This is a genomic window from Inquilinus sp. KBS0705, assembly GCA_005938025.2.
Taxonomy (GTDB): domain Bacteria; phylum Bacteroidota; class Bacteroidia; order Sphingobacteriales; family Sphingobacteriaceae; genus Mucilaginibacter.
The window spans coordinates 1,265,699-1,281,084 of sequence record VCCI02000001.1 but is presented as its reverse complement, the minus strand read 5'-3'; the positions used below and the strand labels follow the sequence as shown (position 1 = coordinate 1,281,084).

The following is a 15,386-nucleotide window of genomic DNA, read 5'->3' as shown; positions in this document are numbered from 1 at the left end:
TTATAACATGATAAAGAACTATTTTAAAATAGCGTGGCGCAATTTATGGAAGAACAAGGTTTCTTCGGTAATTAACATTGTTGGGCTGGCCGTAGGTATGGCCGCCTGTATGGTTATTTTATTGTTTGTATCGTACGAACGCAGTTTTGATAATTTTCAGCCCGATAACGTTTGGCGGTTAAACGAGGTGCAGAAATTTCCAGGGATGGTATCATCGCAAAAAGTGGGCTTATCCATGTTCCCGATGGGCCCTGCTTTAAAAGCTGAATACCCCGAAGTGCAGGACTTTACCCGTGCCAAATGGGACGATAAATATCAAATGACATTTGGCGAAAAGCGCTTGTTTTTACCGCGTGTTTTAGCGGTTGATTCATCATTTTTTAAAATATTTAACTTTAAAGTTTTAAAAGGTGATGGCCAAAGCGCCGTTGAAAAACCTAATAGCATATTACTTACCGAAGAAACCGCCCAAAAACTATTTGGTAAAGAAGACCCTATAGGTAAAACCATTAATCACTTTGGCGGCGATACGCTAAGTTTTACCGTTACGGGAATATTGGCTAATATCCCTAAAAACTCTCAAATGCAATTTGATGCCCTGTATTCGTTACCGGGCATTAAACAAAAATGGATGGATAGATGGGGAGGCAACTGGCTGAACACCTATTTAAAAATGAAACCGGGAGCCAATATAGAAGCCTTTAATAAAAAAATGCCTGCTTTTCTAAAAAAACACATGAACGGCGACGGATGGAAATATTATGAGGTGTTTTATCTGCCCTATAAAGACATACACGCAAACACTGCAGATATAGGTTTAGATTATATCAACTTCCAAAAATTTGATAAAAATTCAACTAACCTGTTTGCCATAATAGCGCTTATTGTGCTTATTATCGCCTGTATTAACTTCATGAACCTAAGTACGGCACGCTCTGCCGATAGGGCCAAAGAAGTAGGGATACGTAAATCAATTGGTGCAAACCGTTCACAGTTGGCCTTGCAGTTTTTGGGCGAAACTATATTATTATCATTATTGGCCTTGGTGTTGGCGGTTATATTAGTAGAGCTTGCTTTACCTTATGTTAACAGCCTTAGCCAGCGCGAACTAAGCTTGCCTATATTTAATAGCCTGCAGTTTTTGTTTTATATGCTGTTAGGTACTGTGTTAGTGGGCGTGTTATCGGGTATTTATCCTGCTTTATTTTTATCGTCTTTTCAGCCGGTAAAAGTGTTAAAGGGAGCTGTAGACACCGGAAAAAGCAAGGGTATGCTGCGCAATGTGCTGGTAGTGGGTCAGTTTACCAGCGCAGTATTTTTAATGATAGCCACGGTATTTGTGTTAAAGCAACTCGACTTTATGCAAAAGAAAGACCCCGGTTTTACCCGCAACCAGGTAGTTACCATACCGCTTGACCAGATAAGCGGCCGCAACTACGAGTTGTTTAAGCAACAACTATCGGGCAATACATTAATTACCGGCGTTACGGCAGCACAAGACCAATTGGGTAGCCATTTAGATCAGTCGGGCGTTACCTTTCAATATAAAAATAACCCTAAGCGCGATATGGCATCAACACAATTAATAGTTGATCCGGATTACCTTAAAGTGTACAACATTAAATTGGCCGCCGGTAAAAACTTTTCAAACGAAAAGGCGGCAAACGGGCGAGAGTACATCATTAACGAGGAAATGGCCAAAGAGCTGTTAAAGGATTACCCCAAAGAAAAAATGGAATCGTTAATAGGCCAGCGCTTTGGTTACGACTCGCTTGGCGTTATTACAGGCATTGCCAAAAACTTCAATTTTAACTCGCTGCATTACAAGGTAGAGACCATGTTTATTGTAAACCAGAAAGATTGGGGCTACAGAACCGTATCGGTAAAAGTTAAGGCGGGATCATCCAAACCGGCCATTGCCTTTATAAAAGCAACATGGGAAAAACTTAATCCAGATTACCCTTTCGAATACCAATTTTTGGACGACCACTTTGCCGAAGTTTACAGTGCCGATAACCAGGTGAGTAAAATTGTAGGTATACTGGCAGCATTGGCCATTATTATTTCGTGCCTGGGCTTGTTTGGCCTGGCATCCTTCTCGGCAGAGAAACGGGTGAAAGAAATAGGGGTACGCAAGGTTTTAGGTGCGTCGGTACAAAACATAGTGTTGCTGTTATCCGGCCATTTTATAAAGCTGGTACTGCTGTCAAACCTTATTGCCTGGCCGTTGGCCTGGTATGTAATGAACCGCTGGCTGCAGGGATTCGCTTTCCGTATAGCTATTACATGGGGTACGTTTGCATTTGTTGCCCTGTTATCTGTGTTAATAGCACTGCTTACCATTAGCTTCCAATCGGTTAAGGCGGCTATAGCCAACCCTGTAAAAAGTTTACGAAGCGAGTGATTTTAATACTACAGTTTATAATAATACTTATATCATGATAAAAAATTATTTTAAAATAGCACTGCGTAACCTTTGGAGGCACCGCGGCTTTTCGTTTATTAATATTACAGGCTTATCTGTTGGCATAACAGCTTGTTTTTTTATTTTTATGTATGTAGCCTTCGAACTTAGTTATGACAGGTTCCATACCAAGGCCGATCGCATTTATCGTATTGTAACAGATATTAAAACACCGTCGGAAACTATTAATACCGGGGTAACCTCATGGGCTTTTGCGCCGAATTTAAAGTTAGATTTCCCCGAAGTAGAATCTTTTGTACGCATCAGCGGCGGTAGTTTTTTAGTAAGAAAGGGGAACGTAAAGTTTCAGGAAGAACGATCAATTTTTGCTGATTCGACATTCTTTAAAGTATTTGATTTTAAACTATTAAAGGGTAACCCTAATACCGCGCTTAGTGCACAGGCAAGTGTTGTTTTTACCGAAACCGCCGCCAAAAAGTATTTTGGCAATACCGACCCTGTGGGACAAACCATATTAATTACGGGCGACGCTATACCTGCACTGGTAACAGGCGTAATGAAAGATATCCCCGAAAACTCGCAGATAAAAGCCGATATGCTGATATCCATGTCATCGCTTACCCAAAAGTTTAGCAAGGGCATCGAGGAGCAATGGGGCAACTATGGTGCTGTTAGTTACTTACTATTAAAACCGGGTACCGATTGGAAAGTATTGCAATCAAAGTTCCCGGCTTTTATGGAAAAACGTAACGGTACCGAGGCTAAAAAGAGCCAAATGTTTGCTACGCTTTTTTTAGAGCCATTAAAAGATGTTTACCTGCACTCTAAACGGGGCGGGTTAGAAACAGGCAGTATAAGCAATGTTTATGTATTTAGTATTGTAGCGGTATTTATATTGCTGATAGCTTGTATCAACTTTATTAACCTTACCACGGCGCGATCGGTTGAGCGTGCTAAAGAGGTGGGCATACGTAAAGTTGTTGGTGCTGCAAAAGGAGAGTTAGCCGGGCAATTTATGGGCGAAACTGTTGTTTTGTGCCTAATAGCTTTTGTTATAACTGTTATCCTGTCTGTATTGTTATTGCCGGTATTTAACCAATTGTCTGGTAAAACAATTAGTCCGGGTATATTTTCAACTCCTTGGTATGTGCTTAGTTTATTTGGCTTATCAGTTGGTATTGGCTTGCTCGCGGGCATCTATCCGGCAATAGTGCTTTCGTCTTTTAAGCCAGTTTTGGTGTTAAAGGGCCGGTTTTCTACCGGCACCAAGGGCAGCCTTTTACGCAAAAGTTTGGTTGTGGCCCAGTTTAGTATATCTATCGCGCTTATTATAGGTACCATAATTGTATATAATCAAATGGATTTTATGCGCAACCGCGACCTTGGTTTTTCCAAAGATCAAACCCTTGTAATGGATACCAATGGCGACCCGGGTAAAGAGGCCTTTAAACAAAGTGTAAGCTTGTTACCCGGTGTAAAATCAACCACGTTATCATCAAGCGTACCCGGGGGTGGTAATGCCGGTGCATACTCCGAGATCGAAAACAAAAAAGGCGACCTGCAAATTGCCAATCTCGACCTGTATTTTGTCGACTTTGATTACGTTAACCAATTTAAAATTAAAATGGTTGCCGGCAGGCCATTCTCAAAAGATTTCATGTCTACCGATACCTCCCAGGCCATGTTGTTGAATGAGGAAGCGGTTAAAATGTTCGGCTATAGTTCGCCACAGCAGGCTATAGGCAGGCGCTTTAAACAGTGGGGCCGCGAAGGTAAGATTGTTGGGGTGATGAAAGATTTTCACTTCCGCTCGTTACAAGAAAAAATAAAGCCTTTAAGTATGCGCGTTGAGTTACGTAACCTTAACATGGTATCGGTAAAGGTATCGTCGGCTAACTTACCGGCAACCATCGCCGGAGTAGAAGCTAAATGGAAAGAGCTTATACCAAACAGGCCATTCAGTTATTTTTTCCTTGATGAGTTTTTTGATAGACAGTACCGCAGCGAGGAACGCTTTGGTAAACTATTCTTTAACTTTTCTATCCTGGCTATAGCTATATCCTGCTTAGGCTTATTGGGCCTTGCATCTTACAGCACCTATCAGCGCACACGCGAGATCGGTATACGCAAGGTTTTAGGTGCTTCAACCCCGGGTATAGTGAATATGCTATCGGTTGATTTTATGAAATTGGTGGCTATATCCTTTATAATAGCAACACCCGTTGCCTGGTACTTTATGTATAAATGGCTACAGGATTTTGCCTACCGTATAGATATACAGTGGTGGGTGTTTTTGCTGGCCGGTGTTATGGCTATGGTGGTGGCATTAGTCACCATTAGTTTCCAGGCTATAAAGGCGGCACTTAGTAATCCCGTCAAAAGTTTAAGAAGCGAATAAACCTCACGAATAATATAAATAACATGGGCCATTGACTATGGTCTATGTGTTAAAATAGACATCATGATAAAAAATTATTTAAAAACGGCCTGGCGTAACCTGGTTCAAAATAAAACCACCTCTATAATAAGTGTAGCTGGGTTAGCAGTTGGTATTTGCTGTTTTTTACTGCTTACCACTTACCTTATAAACGAGTTACGGTATGACCGCTTTAACGAAAAAGCGGACCGTATAACACGTGTGATTTACAGCTATAAATCGCCAAATTTTGATGAGCCGAGGGTTACTGCGGTAACGCCTACAGCCGCTGTGCCGGTTTTTAAACAGGAATTTTCGGAGATAGAAGATGGTGTGCGCATAGTAGATTATTCGGATATGCGCGGTGGTATTGTACAGTTTAATGATAAGTTATTCCGCGAAAAGAAAATACTAATGGCTGATGATGCCTTTTTCAAGCTGTTTACATTTAAGTTTATAGCAGGCAATGCAGCATCGGCATTAGCTAACTCCACATCAATTGTTATCACCAAAAGTATAGCCAACAAGTATTTTGGTGCTGATGATGCAATGGGTAAGATACTTAAGGTTGACGGAACCAACATGATGGTTGGCGGAGTAATACAGGACGTCCCGGAATATTCGCAGATAAAATTTGATATGATAGGCAATTACGCCAGTATGCCACGCTCGCTTACACGTGCCTGGGATTCTGCTAACGACTATGCCTACTTCCTGCTAAAACCCGGCGCAAATAGGGTAGCGGTGGAGAAAAAAATGAACACTTATTTGGATAACCTGTTTAAAGACAACAGCAGCACAGGCGAAAAGGTATGGTATAACCTGGAGCCTTTAACTAAAGTGCATTTATACTCGGCAGTAAGCGGTTTAACGCCGGCTGGCAACATAAAATATGTATATATACTTGGTTTTGTAGCTATAATATTATTGGTACTGGCTTGTGTAAATTTCCTGAATTTAGTTACAGCCCGCTCGGCAGAACGTGCCAAAGAGATAGGGGTGCGCAAGGTAATGGGTGCCCAGCGCAAGCAATTGTTCTTTCAGTTTATAACCGAGGCGGGTATTATTACGCTGTGTTCTTTACTCATAGGAATATTTTTAGCCTCCATCAGCTTCCAGGGCTTCAGTAACTTTGCTGGCCAGCAAATGGACTTTAATACCTGGAACAGATCGTGGTTAATAGAAGCCATGGTGGCCTTGTTCTTTATCGTTACTTTATTGGCGGGTACGTATCCGTCGTTGTATCTGTCGGCTTTTAAGCCTGTTATTATTTTAAAAACAAAAAGCACCGGCGCTGCGGGTGGCAACCTGTTACGCAAATCGTTAGTCGTATTTCAGTTTGTGGTATCGGTGTTCTTTATCATAGGTACGCTTATAGCCGGCAGTCAGCTGCAATACATGCGCAATTTAAACACCGGGATGGATAGGTCGCAGGTAATGGTATTAGATATTGGCGGCATGGGTTTCGATCAGCTACAGCCCTATAAAAATGCTTTAGCGCAACAACCGGGTGTGTTGGGTGCAACCGCATCATATAACTCGCCGGTTAATGTTAGGGGCGGCTATTCTATAAACAGTGCCGAGGGTAAAACATCCGACTTTAACCTGCCTGTTACCGCTACACCTGTAGAGCGCAGCTTTATTAAAGTAATGGGTATGAAATTAGTGGCCGGCCGCGATTTAGACCTCAGCGATGAAAAGCAGGTTTTAAACCAGGTAGATAGCCTGCGTAAATACAGCTTTATTTTAAATGAAACCGCAGTTGCGGCTATGGGCTGGAAACCTGAGCAGGCAATAGGTAAACATATTGGTTTAAACGGGCGCGTAGGCACCATTAAAGCGGTAGCTAAAGATTTTAACTATTCGTCGTTACATGAAAAGATAGAACCGATGGTAGTATTCCCCGAATATAGCTGGTTTGGAAAACTCCTGGTTAAAACTAACGGTAGAAACACAGCGAATACCATTGCCGCGATAGAAACGCAATGGCATAAATTTTACCCTAACTCGCCTTTTGAGTACCACTTTTTAGATGAAGAGTTTGAAGCTATGTACAAAAACGACCAGCGTACAGGCGATATATTGAAAGCTTTTACAGGTGTAACCATATTTATATCGTGCCTGGGGCTATTTGGGTTGGCTGTATTCTCAACCCGTCAGCGTGTTAAAGAAATTGGCATCCGTAAGGTACTGGGCGCCGGAGTTGGCACTATCGTACGCCTGATATCGTTTGACTTTTTAAAGCTGGTATTTATTGCCATCCTCATATCGTCGCCATTGGCGTGGTATGTAATGCACCAATGGCTGCAGGACTTTGCCTTTAGGATAAATATATCCTGGTGGATATTTGCGCTTGCCGGCTGTATGGCTGCTTTAATAGCCTTTTTAACGGTTGGTTATCAATCGGTAAAAGCGGCATTATCAAATCCGGTAAAAAGTTTACGAAGTGAATAATGAATGGAGGGTAGTGAGTAGTTCTCACGCGCTTAGTCTTTAGAAATTATAATTTAACTATTATGTTTAAAACCAACCTTAAAATAGCCTGGCGCAGTTTGTGGAAACACAAAGCCTATTCGCTTATTAACATTATCGGTTTAAGCACCGGGTTAACTGCCTGCTTAATTGTGGCTACTGTTGTTATTGATGAGTTATCTTATGACCATCAATGGAAAAACGCCGATAACATTTACCGTGTTTTATCTGCAAGCACTAATGTAAAGGGCGAGGAACTGATGCCGGTTACCTTTTCGGGCCTGGGCCCTGCGTTAAAAAAAGATATGCCGGAAGTGCAGGAGTATTGCCGCGTATCTGTAGGCAGCCGCAGGCTTGAACTTGGTAGCTATAAAGAGGGGGTGAAGTTTAAGGTTTTAAGCGCCGAACCTACTGTTTGGAACATGCTTGATTTTAAGATATTGCAGGGTAACCCTAAAAAGTTTGTAAAGGGGTACACCAACCTGGTGATCAGTAAAACCATGCAGGAACAATACTTCCCGAATCAAAGCCCCATAGGTAAAATAATAATGACTGTACCCGAGTTTGGGCAGCCACAAAAATACCTGATAACGGGCGTAGTGGCCGATCTGCAACAAAATACGCATCTGAGAGCGGAACTGATGATTATAGCGGAACCAAGACCAATTGACAATGAGGTGCCAAATGGTAGTGGTTATTATACATTTAATCCACAATACCTTTTGCTTAAACCAGGTATTAATATAGCTGCCTTTACTAAAAAGGTAAATACTTGGTACGTAATGCAATGTAAGGGCAAAAAAGCTGATTACAGTTTCAAATTCCAGCCGATGAAGGATGTGTACTTAAAGTCAGATTTCCCGGCGGTGCAGGATATTCATGGCAGTATACAAAACGTATACATATTTTCGGCAGTAGCAGCCTTGCTGCTCATCATCGCCTGCATCAACTTTGTAAATTTAACCATATCGCGGGTTTTTAGCCGCGCTAAAGAAACAGGCGTACGCAAAGTATTAGGCGCAGGCAAAGGGCAGTTACTGGTTCGTTTTTTATCAGAGTCGGTATTATTTTTTGTTATAGCATTTTTGGTAGCCATAGTGCTTTACCCGCTTTTGCTAAAACCGGTAGAAAGCTATTTGGGCCATGCATTAGTAGCTAACTTATATAATTCGGTATTTTTATTAGTAACCGTGTTAGGCGTATTGTTAGTGAGCATTGCTACCGGTTTATACCCGGCATGGTTCCTGTCGCGCCCGAAGCCGGCGGTAATCTTAAGGGATAAGGTATCAACAGATATACGCCTTAATTTGCTTAAGAAAGGATTGGTGGTTGGGCAGTTTGCTATATCGGTAACAATTATTGTAATCACTATTATTGTTCATAACCAGATAAACTTTATGAGCAGTAAAGACCTTGGCTTTGACAAAAATAACCTCATCAATATTGATTACACCGAATGGGGCAAAACAGGCGATGCCTTTAAACAAGATGTAAAGGCTATTACAGGCGTGCAAAGTGCCAGCATAACCAACTGGTACCCTTCGTCGGGCTCGGGCAATATGTCGCGCCAGGTAAAGGTGGGTGCCGAAAAAATCAACGTTTACTTTATTTGGGGCGATGCCGATTTGCCGGGTGTATTAAAGCTGCAGGTAAAATCAGGTCGGGTATTTGATCCTGCTCAAAAGAGCGACGCCATGAATGCCGACTCGCTAATGGGTGGTAATAGCAAGGAAACCAAGGCACTTAAGGATGTGCAACCCTTATTACTTACCAATTACACCGCCAACCTGCTGGATATGAAGCTAAATACCCGCTCGGCTAAGTTTGAGGGCATCCCGGTAGGTATCATTAAAGATTTTTACAGCGAATCGTTCCATAGCAAAATAAAACCAACTGTTATACAAGCCATCGAAAAGCCAGACTACGGTGCTATGCTGATACGCGTGGTACCGGGCAGCGAAAAGCAGGTGCTGGAAGCTATAAACAAACTATACAAGCAATATTACCCCTCAAAACCATTTGATTATAAATGGGTGAACGAACTGATAGACGAGCAATATAAAGCGGAGTTTAAGTTGCAGCAATTATTTACCTGCTTTAGCCTGCTTATTGTGTTTTTAGCCTGCCTGGGGCTGTTTGGACTGGTAAGCTTTACCGCAGAGCAACGGGTGAAAGAAATTGGCATACGCAAAGTATTAGGTGCCAATGTAGGGGATATAGTTGGTTTAATATCAAAGGACTACCTGTGGCTGGTGCTTATAGCGGTTGTCATCGCATCGCCAATTGCATGGTACGCTATGGATAAATGGTTGCAGGATTTTGCTTACCGCATTAACATACAGTGGTGGGTGTTTGCGCTGGCAGGCATATTGGCTGTTGTAATATCTTTATTCACCATTAGCCTGCAATCGGTAAAAGCGGCTTTAGCTAACCCGGTAAAGAGTTTAAGAAGCGAGTAGTTCTAAGTCTGAAGTCGAAAGTATTAAGTCTTAAGTTATGAATGATTCGTTTTATTCATTACTTAAGACTTTTTGTTCGGGCATATGTATAACTTAAGACTTTTGACTCAACACTCCGGACTTTAAATAACTGTATCATAACCGAACGCACGCTGTACATAAGCGTACAGTTTTTACATTTAAGTTTCTGCATAAATAACTGATAATTAGTCGATTAAAACTTTGGTATATTATTCATACTTTAATGCCAAAATCAATTCACAGATTGCGGTCAATATTTATTAATACAAATAATTAAAATGTTATCACTTCAACATATTTCAAAGTACTACCAGGCCGGCGGAAATAAAAATTTCGTTATTAACGACATCAGCCTTGATGTTGATGAAGGCGAATTTGTATCTATTATGGGCCCATCGGGCTCGGGTAAATCAACATTGCTAAACATTATAGGCATGTTAGATGAGCCATCAGAAGGGTACCACTATTTTGTTAACCAGGCCGTTCACCAGCTTAAAGAGAAACAGCGTTCGGCTTTATATAAGCAATACATTGGTTTCGTTTTTCAGGCTTACCATTTAATTGACGAGCTTACCGTTTACGAAAACATCGAAACCCCGTTAATTTACCAGGACGTAAAAAGTTCTGAACGGAGGGCAATGGTTGCCGATATGCTCGACCGTTTCCAAATTGTAGGAAAAAAGGATCTTTTCCCGGCGCAATTATCTGGTGGGCAGCAGCAATTGGTGGGTATAGCCCGCGCGCTTATTGCCAAACCAAAGCTGTTATTAGCCGATGAGCCTACCGGTAACCTAAACTCAAAACAAGGCGAAGAGATAATGGAGCTTTTCCGCAAGCTGAATAAAGAAGATGGCGTTACTATCATCCAGGTAACACACTCCGAAAAAAACGCCGAGTATGGCTCGCGTATTATTAACCTGCTGGATGGCAAGATAGAATCTTCAAGAAAATTCTGAACTATTACACAAAATGCGATACTTTAAATTTATACTTTTTAGCATAATTATATCATCACCGGTGTTGGCATACAGCCAGGCCGATACCGTAATTACCCTACAACAAGCGGTTGACATTGCCCTTAAAAATAACCTTGATGTTAAACAAAGCGCCTTGCAAATGGAGGTTAGCCATGTAAATTACAACCAGGCTAAAGACAACCTTTTACCTTCAATAAACGGCCAGGTAGACCAAAGCTTTAATCAGGGCCGTGCCTTAGATCAGTCTACCTACAGCTATATCAACCAGTCATTTAAATCGGGTAACTACGGCTTAAGCGGCGACCTTACCTTATTTAGCGGTTTGCAATACCTTAACAAAATAAAACAAACATCATTAGCATACCAGGCCGGTAAGATGGATTATCAGCAGGCAAAAGACCTGGTTACCATAAATGTAATAACCGCTTATTTGCAAGTGTTAGACAACGGCGAATTACTTAACCAGGTACAAAACCAACTGGACGTATCCAAAAAACAGGTAGAGCGGTTAAACATATTAGAAAAGGAAGGTGCTAATAAACTACCATCAGACCTTTACGACCTTAAAGGTACCTACGCTGATAACCAGGTATCGTATGTAAATGCAAAGGCAACGCTGCAAACCTCAAAACTCAACTTATTGCAGATATTAAACATCCCCTTTAACGGCGCCATTAAGTTTGAAGCCATTAGCGGGCAAGACCTTAAAAATGTATCAGAATCGGCCGACCAGGTTTATGCAACTGCGTTGCAGCAACTAGCTTATATTAAAGCCGCTACGTTAAGAAGGCAAAGTGCCGAAAAAGCTGTGGCAGCGGCTAAGGGGTCGTTGTTTCCTACCTTATCATTGTTTAGCGGTTTAAGCACCAACTACTCAAGTGCTGCGCAATTAAATAACCAAAATATCCGCTTTTACGATCAGTTTAAAAATAATTACTATTCGCAAATAGGCCTAAGCCTGCGTATACCTATTTTAAACTACCTGCAAAAACGTAATAGCGTAGCCCTTGCTAAAATAGACTTGCTTAACTACACTTATGTTGAGGATAACAGCAAAATTAAGTTAAGGCAAAATGTTGAGCAGGCCTACCTGAACATGACATCGGCTTATGAGCGATACAGTACACTGCTTGAACAAGTAGCTGCTTATAAAGAATCGTTCAGAACGGCAGAAATACGTTTTAACGCCGGTGTTTTAACCTCTGTAGATTTTGTGGTTGCTAAAAACAACTTAGACAGGGCAAACCTAAACCTTATAAATGCACGCTACGATTGTTACATCTACAGCAAAATATTAGATTATTACCAGGGTAAACTGGCCTTGTAATCATAATAAGTATTAACTTTATCACATTATATCCGGTTGAGTGCTGTAGTACACAACCGGATATTTGTATTTTAGCAGCGTCTAATTTTGATATTTAACCTATTAATAACACAATTTCTCAACTTTATCGTTAACCTTAAAAAAATCACAAATCGTATGAAAAAGTTTCTACTTACATTATCAATATGCCTGGCTGTAACAGCAGTTACCAAAGCCCAGTTAATACCAAAATTTCAGTTTGGTGCTAAGGCAGGTTTAAATTTAACCAGCCTTGCTACTAATACCAGCACTTTTAACAGTAGCAACCGCGCCGGTTACCTTGGTGGGGTATGGGCACGTTTTGGCGCATTAGGCTTCAACTTTCAGCCCGAGCTTTACTTAACAGGCAAAAACGTTAAAATAGACAATGGATCCGGCGATATTACCGATGCTAAATTTACCAGTATTGATGTGCCTTTATTATTTGGCGGCAAGGTTGGCGCATTTGGTTTAGGGGGCAGGTTTTACACCGGTCCTTTAGCATCTTTTGCTATCAATAAAAATCAAACATTTGGTGGCGCCGCTGCCAATGCTGTAAAATTGAATTATAAAGATGCCAACTTTGCCTGGACGGTTGGCGCGGGCGTAGATATTCAAAAACTATCTATTGATTTGCGTTATGAGGCCGGCTTAACCAAACAACAATATTACAATAACAGCCACACCAGGGTTAACCTGTTTAACCTTAGTTTAGCTTATACACTATACTCATTATAAAAAACATATTAAACAAAAAAGGCTCCCTGCAACATAGGGAGCCTTTTTTGTTTAAACTGGTTTTTATTTAAACGCTGGTAAGCGCTGTTATAGTGGCTAAGGTCATAAAGCAGAATACAAGCGCTATCATATTCATGAATGCTATCCCTATCATTTTACTGATTGTACGCCCCGGGCTGCGCTGATAAACGGCTCTTAACGATTTGTATACATACCAGGTACCGTATATAAAGGCAAATATCCCTATCCAGTCGTTTACCTCCTTCCAATCTCCGGGTAGGATAAGACGTAATAACAGCGTAATTGTAAACAGCAGGAAAAAATAGCAATGCAGATGGATAGCGTATATCAAATGCTCTACGTAAAATTTGTTGTTCTTTAAAAAAGCCAGCCTAAGTATTACTGCAAATAGGGGTAGCAATAAAAACATCATTTTTGGTGTATTGTGGTTAAACGACTCGGTAAACATTTCCTTACCATTTTTGCCCTGACTTTTCCACAGGTAAGCTTTCTTTTTTAAATACCTCTTCAAAAAATTATCGCGCTCATTGGCCGGTAGCTTACTTTGTTTTAGTAAATAATCATCGTAGGTATCGCTATCCTTACTATTAACACCAAACATCGACATACCGCCTCCGTCATCATCGCTTTCTTTCTTTTTAACCTTGCTTGTATCAGCCGCTTGTTTGCTGGCTTTAGCGGTATCAGCTTGCGGTACAAAACCCTTTATAGTACCGGCTATAAGCTTTCTTTGAGCTGGTGTCAGGTTCTTATCTTCTGCAAGGTTTTTATCCAGGTCGTTTTTAAAACTATAAGATAAGCCTTTCTCTGTTTTTGGCTTTTTATTTACCTCTATAGGTTCGTGCTTGTTGTTTTGAAAATACAGGAAGAAGAAAACCAAACTGATAAATATGTACATCTTAACCGGGTGCAGGTATTGCATCCTACGGCCGGCTATGTACTCGTTGGTTAGTTGGCCCGGCTTAAATAGTAAAGGTTTTAACGTATGAAAAAACTGGTGATCGAAGTGGAAGTAATCGCTTACGGCATGGTTAACCATATGCCCAAAGCTTTCTTTTATCTGCAGATTTTCCTGCCCGCAGTTATGGCAATATTTGCCTTCTAAAAGCGTACCGCAGTTAAGGCAATCGTCTTCGTGCCGGTAGTGTTTCTTCATCAGTTAATTGTGCGTCCGTTCGGTTTGTTAATATATTTCTAAGATAATAAAAAACCATTGCACGGGTGCAAAATATCAAACTCGTTTAAGCGTGTTCAATGGCATGTTTAAGCGCCGCATTATGCTTGTACCTAAATACAAAAGGGAATATAACGGCTATAACCAGCGCGTAGGCTGCAAAGGTAAGCCATATGCCGTGCCAGTTTTTACTTTGGTCGGGCAAGGTAAAAAACTTATCTATTAACAAACCGCTGGTAAAACTGCCAAATAAAGCGCCAAAGCCGTTTACCATCATCATAAACAAACCCTGCGCGCTGCCGCGTATCTCGGGTGTGGTTTGTGTTTCAACAAATAACGACCCTGATATGTTAAAGAAATCGAAAGCCATACCATATACTATGCACGATAGTACTATCATCCAAAGGCCGTTGGCAGGGTCGCCAAAGGCAAACAAGCCAAAACGCAGCACCCAGGCCAGCATGCTAAACAACATAACGTATTTGATACCAAACTTGCGTAAAAAGAAGGGTATGGCCAGTATAAACAACGTTTCGGATATCTGCGAGATAGACATGATAATAGCCGGATACTTTACGGCAATGGTATCCCTGTAAGTGGGTACATTTTTAAAATCGTGTATAAAAGTATCGCCGTAAGCGTTGGTTAGCTGCAACGCGGCACCCAACAAGAGCGAGAATGCGAAGAAGATGGCAAAGCGCGGTGATTTAAACAACGCGAACGCGTTTAGGCCCAACACATTGGTTAATGATTTATTTGCGGTGCGGCTAAGCAATGGCGGGCATTTGGGTAATGTAAAAGCATATACACCCAATGCAAGCGCTACAGCAGCCGCAATGTAAAACTGGTTAGACGATGTTTCATTATGGGTTAGGCTAACGGTCCACAAGGCCACTATAAAGCCTACAGTGCCCCATGTGCGTATAGGGGGGAAGTGTTTAACCACATCAATACTTTGGCCTTTTAAAGCCGAATAAGCTACTGTAATAGATAGGGATAGGGTAGGCATGTAAAAGGCCATATTTAGCAGCATTACCCAAAAAAAGGTAGTAGGGTTAGTTACCATGGGCAGTATACATAAAACCACTGCACCCAATATGTGCATTATGCCGTAAAGCTTCTCGGCATTTATAAATCTATCGGCTAAAACACCCATAAGGGCAGGCATAAATATGGCCGAGATACCCATGGTAGAAAAGATGGCGCCAAACTGCGCACCCGACCATTGTTTGTTTTGAAACCAGTAAGCCCCGATGGTAAGCAGCCATGCCCCCCATATAAAAAACTGCATAAAATTCATCAGTATTAAGCGGAACTTAATATTCATAGAGGCTGGCG

Annotated in this window: 9 protein-coding genes; 7 read left to right on the top strand and 2 right to left on the bottom strand. The window is 41.4% G+C overall.

Annotated elements, in window-relative coordinates; translation table 11 throughout:
* Nucleotides 1-7 precede the first annotated feature (7 nt).
* From FFF34_005725 to FFF34_005695, 7 genes are all read left to right on the top strand, one after another.
* On the top strand, nucleotides 8-2,404 hold the full coding sequence (locus FFF34_005725) for an FtsX-like permease family protein (protein TSD66897.1): 2,397 nt from the start codon (nucleotides 8-10) through the stop codon (nucleotides 2,402-2,404).
* A 34-nt stretch (nucleotides 2,405-2,438) separates the two neighbouring features.
* The gene (locus FFF34_005720) at nucleotides 2,439-4,823 is read left to right on the top strand and encodes an FtsX-like permease family protein (GenBank protein ID TSD66896.1); all 2,385 of its coding nucleotides are present in this window, start codon (nucleotides 2,439-2,441) and stop codon (nucleotides 4,821-4,823) included.
* A 63-nt stretch (nucleotides 4,824-4,886) separates the two neighbouring features.
* Nucleotides 4,887-7,295, top strand: a complete 2,409-nt coding sequence (locus tag FFF34_005715; protein TSD66895.1) for an FtsX-like permease family protein — start codon at nucleotides 4,887-4,889, stop codon at nucleotides 7,293-7,295.
* Nucleotides 7,296-7,357: 62 nt separating this feature from the next.
* Nucleotides 7,358-9,772 carry an FtsX-like permease family protein gene (locus tag FFF34_005710; GenBank protein TSD66894.1) on the top strand — a complete coding sequence of 805 codons (2,415 nt, stop codon included), beginning with the start codon at nucleotides 7,358-7,360 and terminating at the stop codon, nucleotides 9,770-9,772.
* 299 nt (nucleotides 9,773-10,071) lie between these two features.
* Complete coding sequence (locus FFF34_005705) at nucleotides 10,072-10,749, top strand: ABC transporter ATP-binding protein (GenBank protein ID TSD66893.1); 678 nt, start codon at nucleotides 10,072-10,074, stop codon at nucleotides 10,747-10,749.
* Between the two features lie 13 nt (nucleotides 10,750-10,762).
* Complete coding sequence (locus FFF34_005700) at nucleotides 10,763-12,097, top strand: TolC family protein (protein ID TSD66892.1); 1,335 nt, start codon at nucleotides 10,763-10,765, stop codon at nucleotides 12,095-12,097.
* A gap of 156 nt (nucleotides 12,098-12,253) precedes the next feature.
* Entirely contained in the window at nucleotides 12,254-12,853 is a 600-nt protein-coding gene (locus tag FFF34_005695; protein TSD66891.1) for a PorT family protein, read from the top strand.
* Between the two features lie 67 nt (nucleotides 12,854-12,920).
* Here FFF34_005695 and FFF34_005690 read toward each other — a convergent pair whose 3' ends face one another.
* Nucleotides 12,921-14,030 (bottom strand): DUF3667 domain-containing protein, encoded by a 1,110-nt coding sequence (locus FFF34_005690; protein ID TSD66890.1) that lies wholly within the window; start codon nucleotides 14,028-14,030, stop codon nucleotides 12,921-12,923.
* Between the two features lie 85 nt (nucleotides 14,031-14,115).
* Complete coding sequence (locus FFF34_005685; GenBank protein TSD66889.1) at nucleotides 14,116-15,375, bottom strand: MFS transporter; 1,260 nt, start codon at nucleotides 15,373-15,375, stop codon at nucleotides 14,116-14,118.
* Between the last annotated feature and the right edge of the window lie 11 nt (nucleotides 15,376-15,386).

Coding starts and splice junctions, on each gene's coding strand:
- FFF34_005725 (TSD66897.1), top strand. CDS start 8: ATGATAAAGAACTATTTTAAAATAGCGTGGCGCAATTTATGGAAGAAC.
- FFF34_005720 (TSD66896.1), top strand. CDS start 2,439: ATGATAAAAAATTATTTTAAAATAGCACTGCGTAACCTTTGGAGGCAC.
- FFF34_005715 (TSD66895.1), top strand. CDS start 4,887: ATGATAAAAAATTATTTAAAAACGGCCTGGCGTAACCTGGTTCAAAAT.
- FFF34_005710 (TSD66894.1), top strand. CDS start 7,358: ATGTTTAAAACCAACCTTAAAATAGCCTGGCGCAGTTTGTGGAAACAC.
- FFF34_005705 (TSD66893.1), top strand. CDS start 10,072: ATGTTATCACTTCAACATATTTCAAAGTACTACCAGGCCGGCGGAAAT.
- FFF34_005700 (TSD66892.1), top strand. CDS start 10,763: ATGCGATACTTTAAATTTATACTTTTTAGCATAATTATATCATCACCG.
- FFF34_005695 (TSD66891.1), top strand. CDS start 12,254: ATGAAAAAGTTTCTACTTACATTATCAATATGCCTGGCTGTAACAGCA.
- FFF34_005690 (TSD66890.1), bottom strand. CDS start 14,030: ATGAAGAAACACTACCGGCACGAAGACGATTGCCTTAACTGCGGTACG.
- FFF34_005685 (TSD66889.1), bottom strand. CDS start 15,375: ATGAATATTAAGTTCCGCTTAATACTGATGAATTTTATGCAGTTTTTT.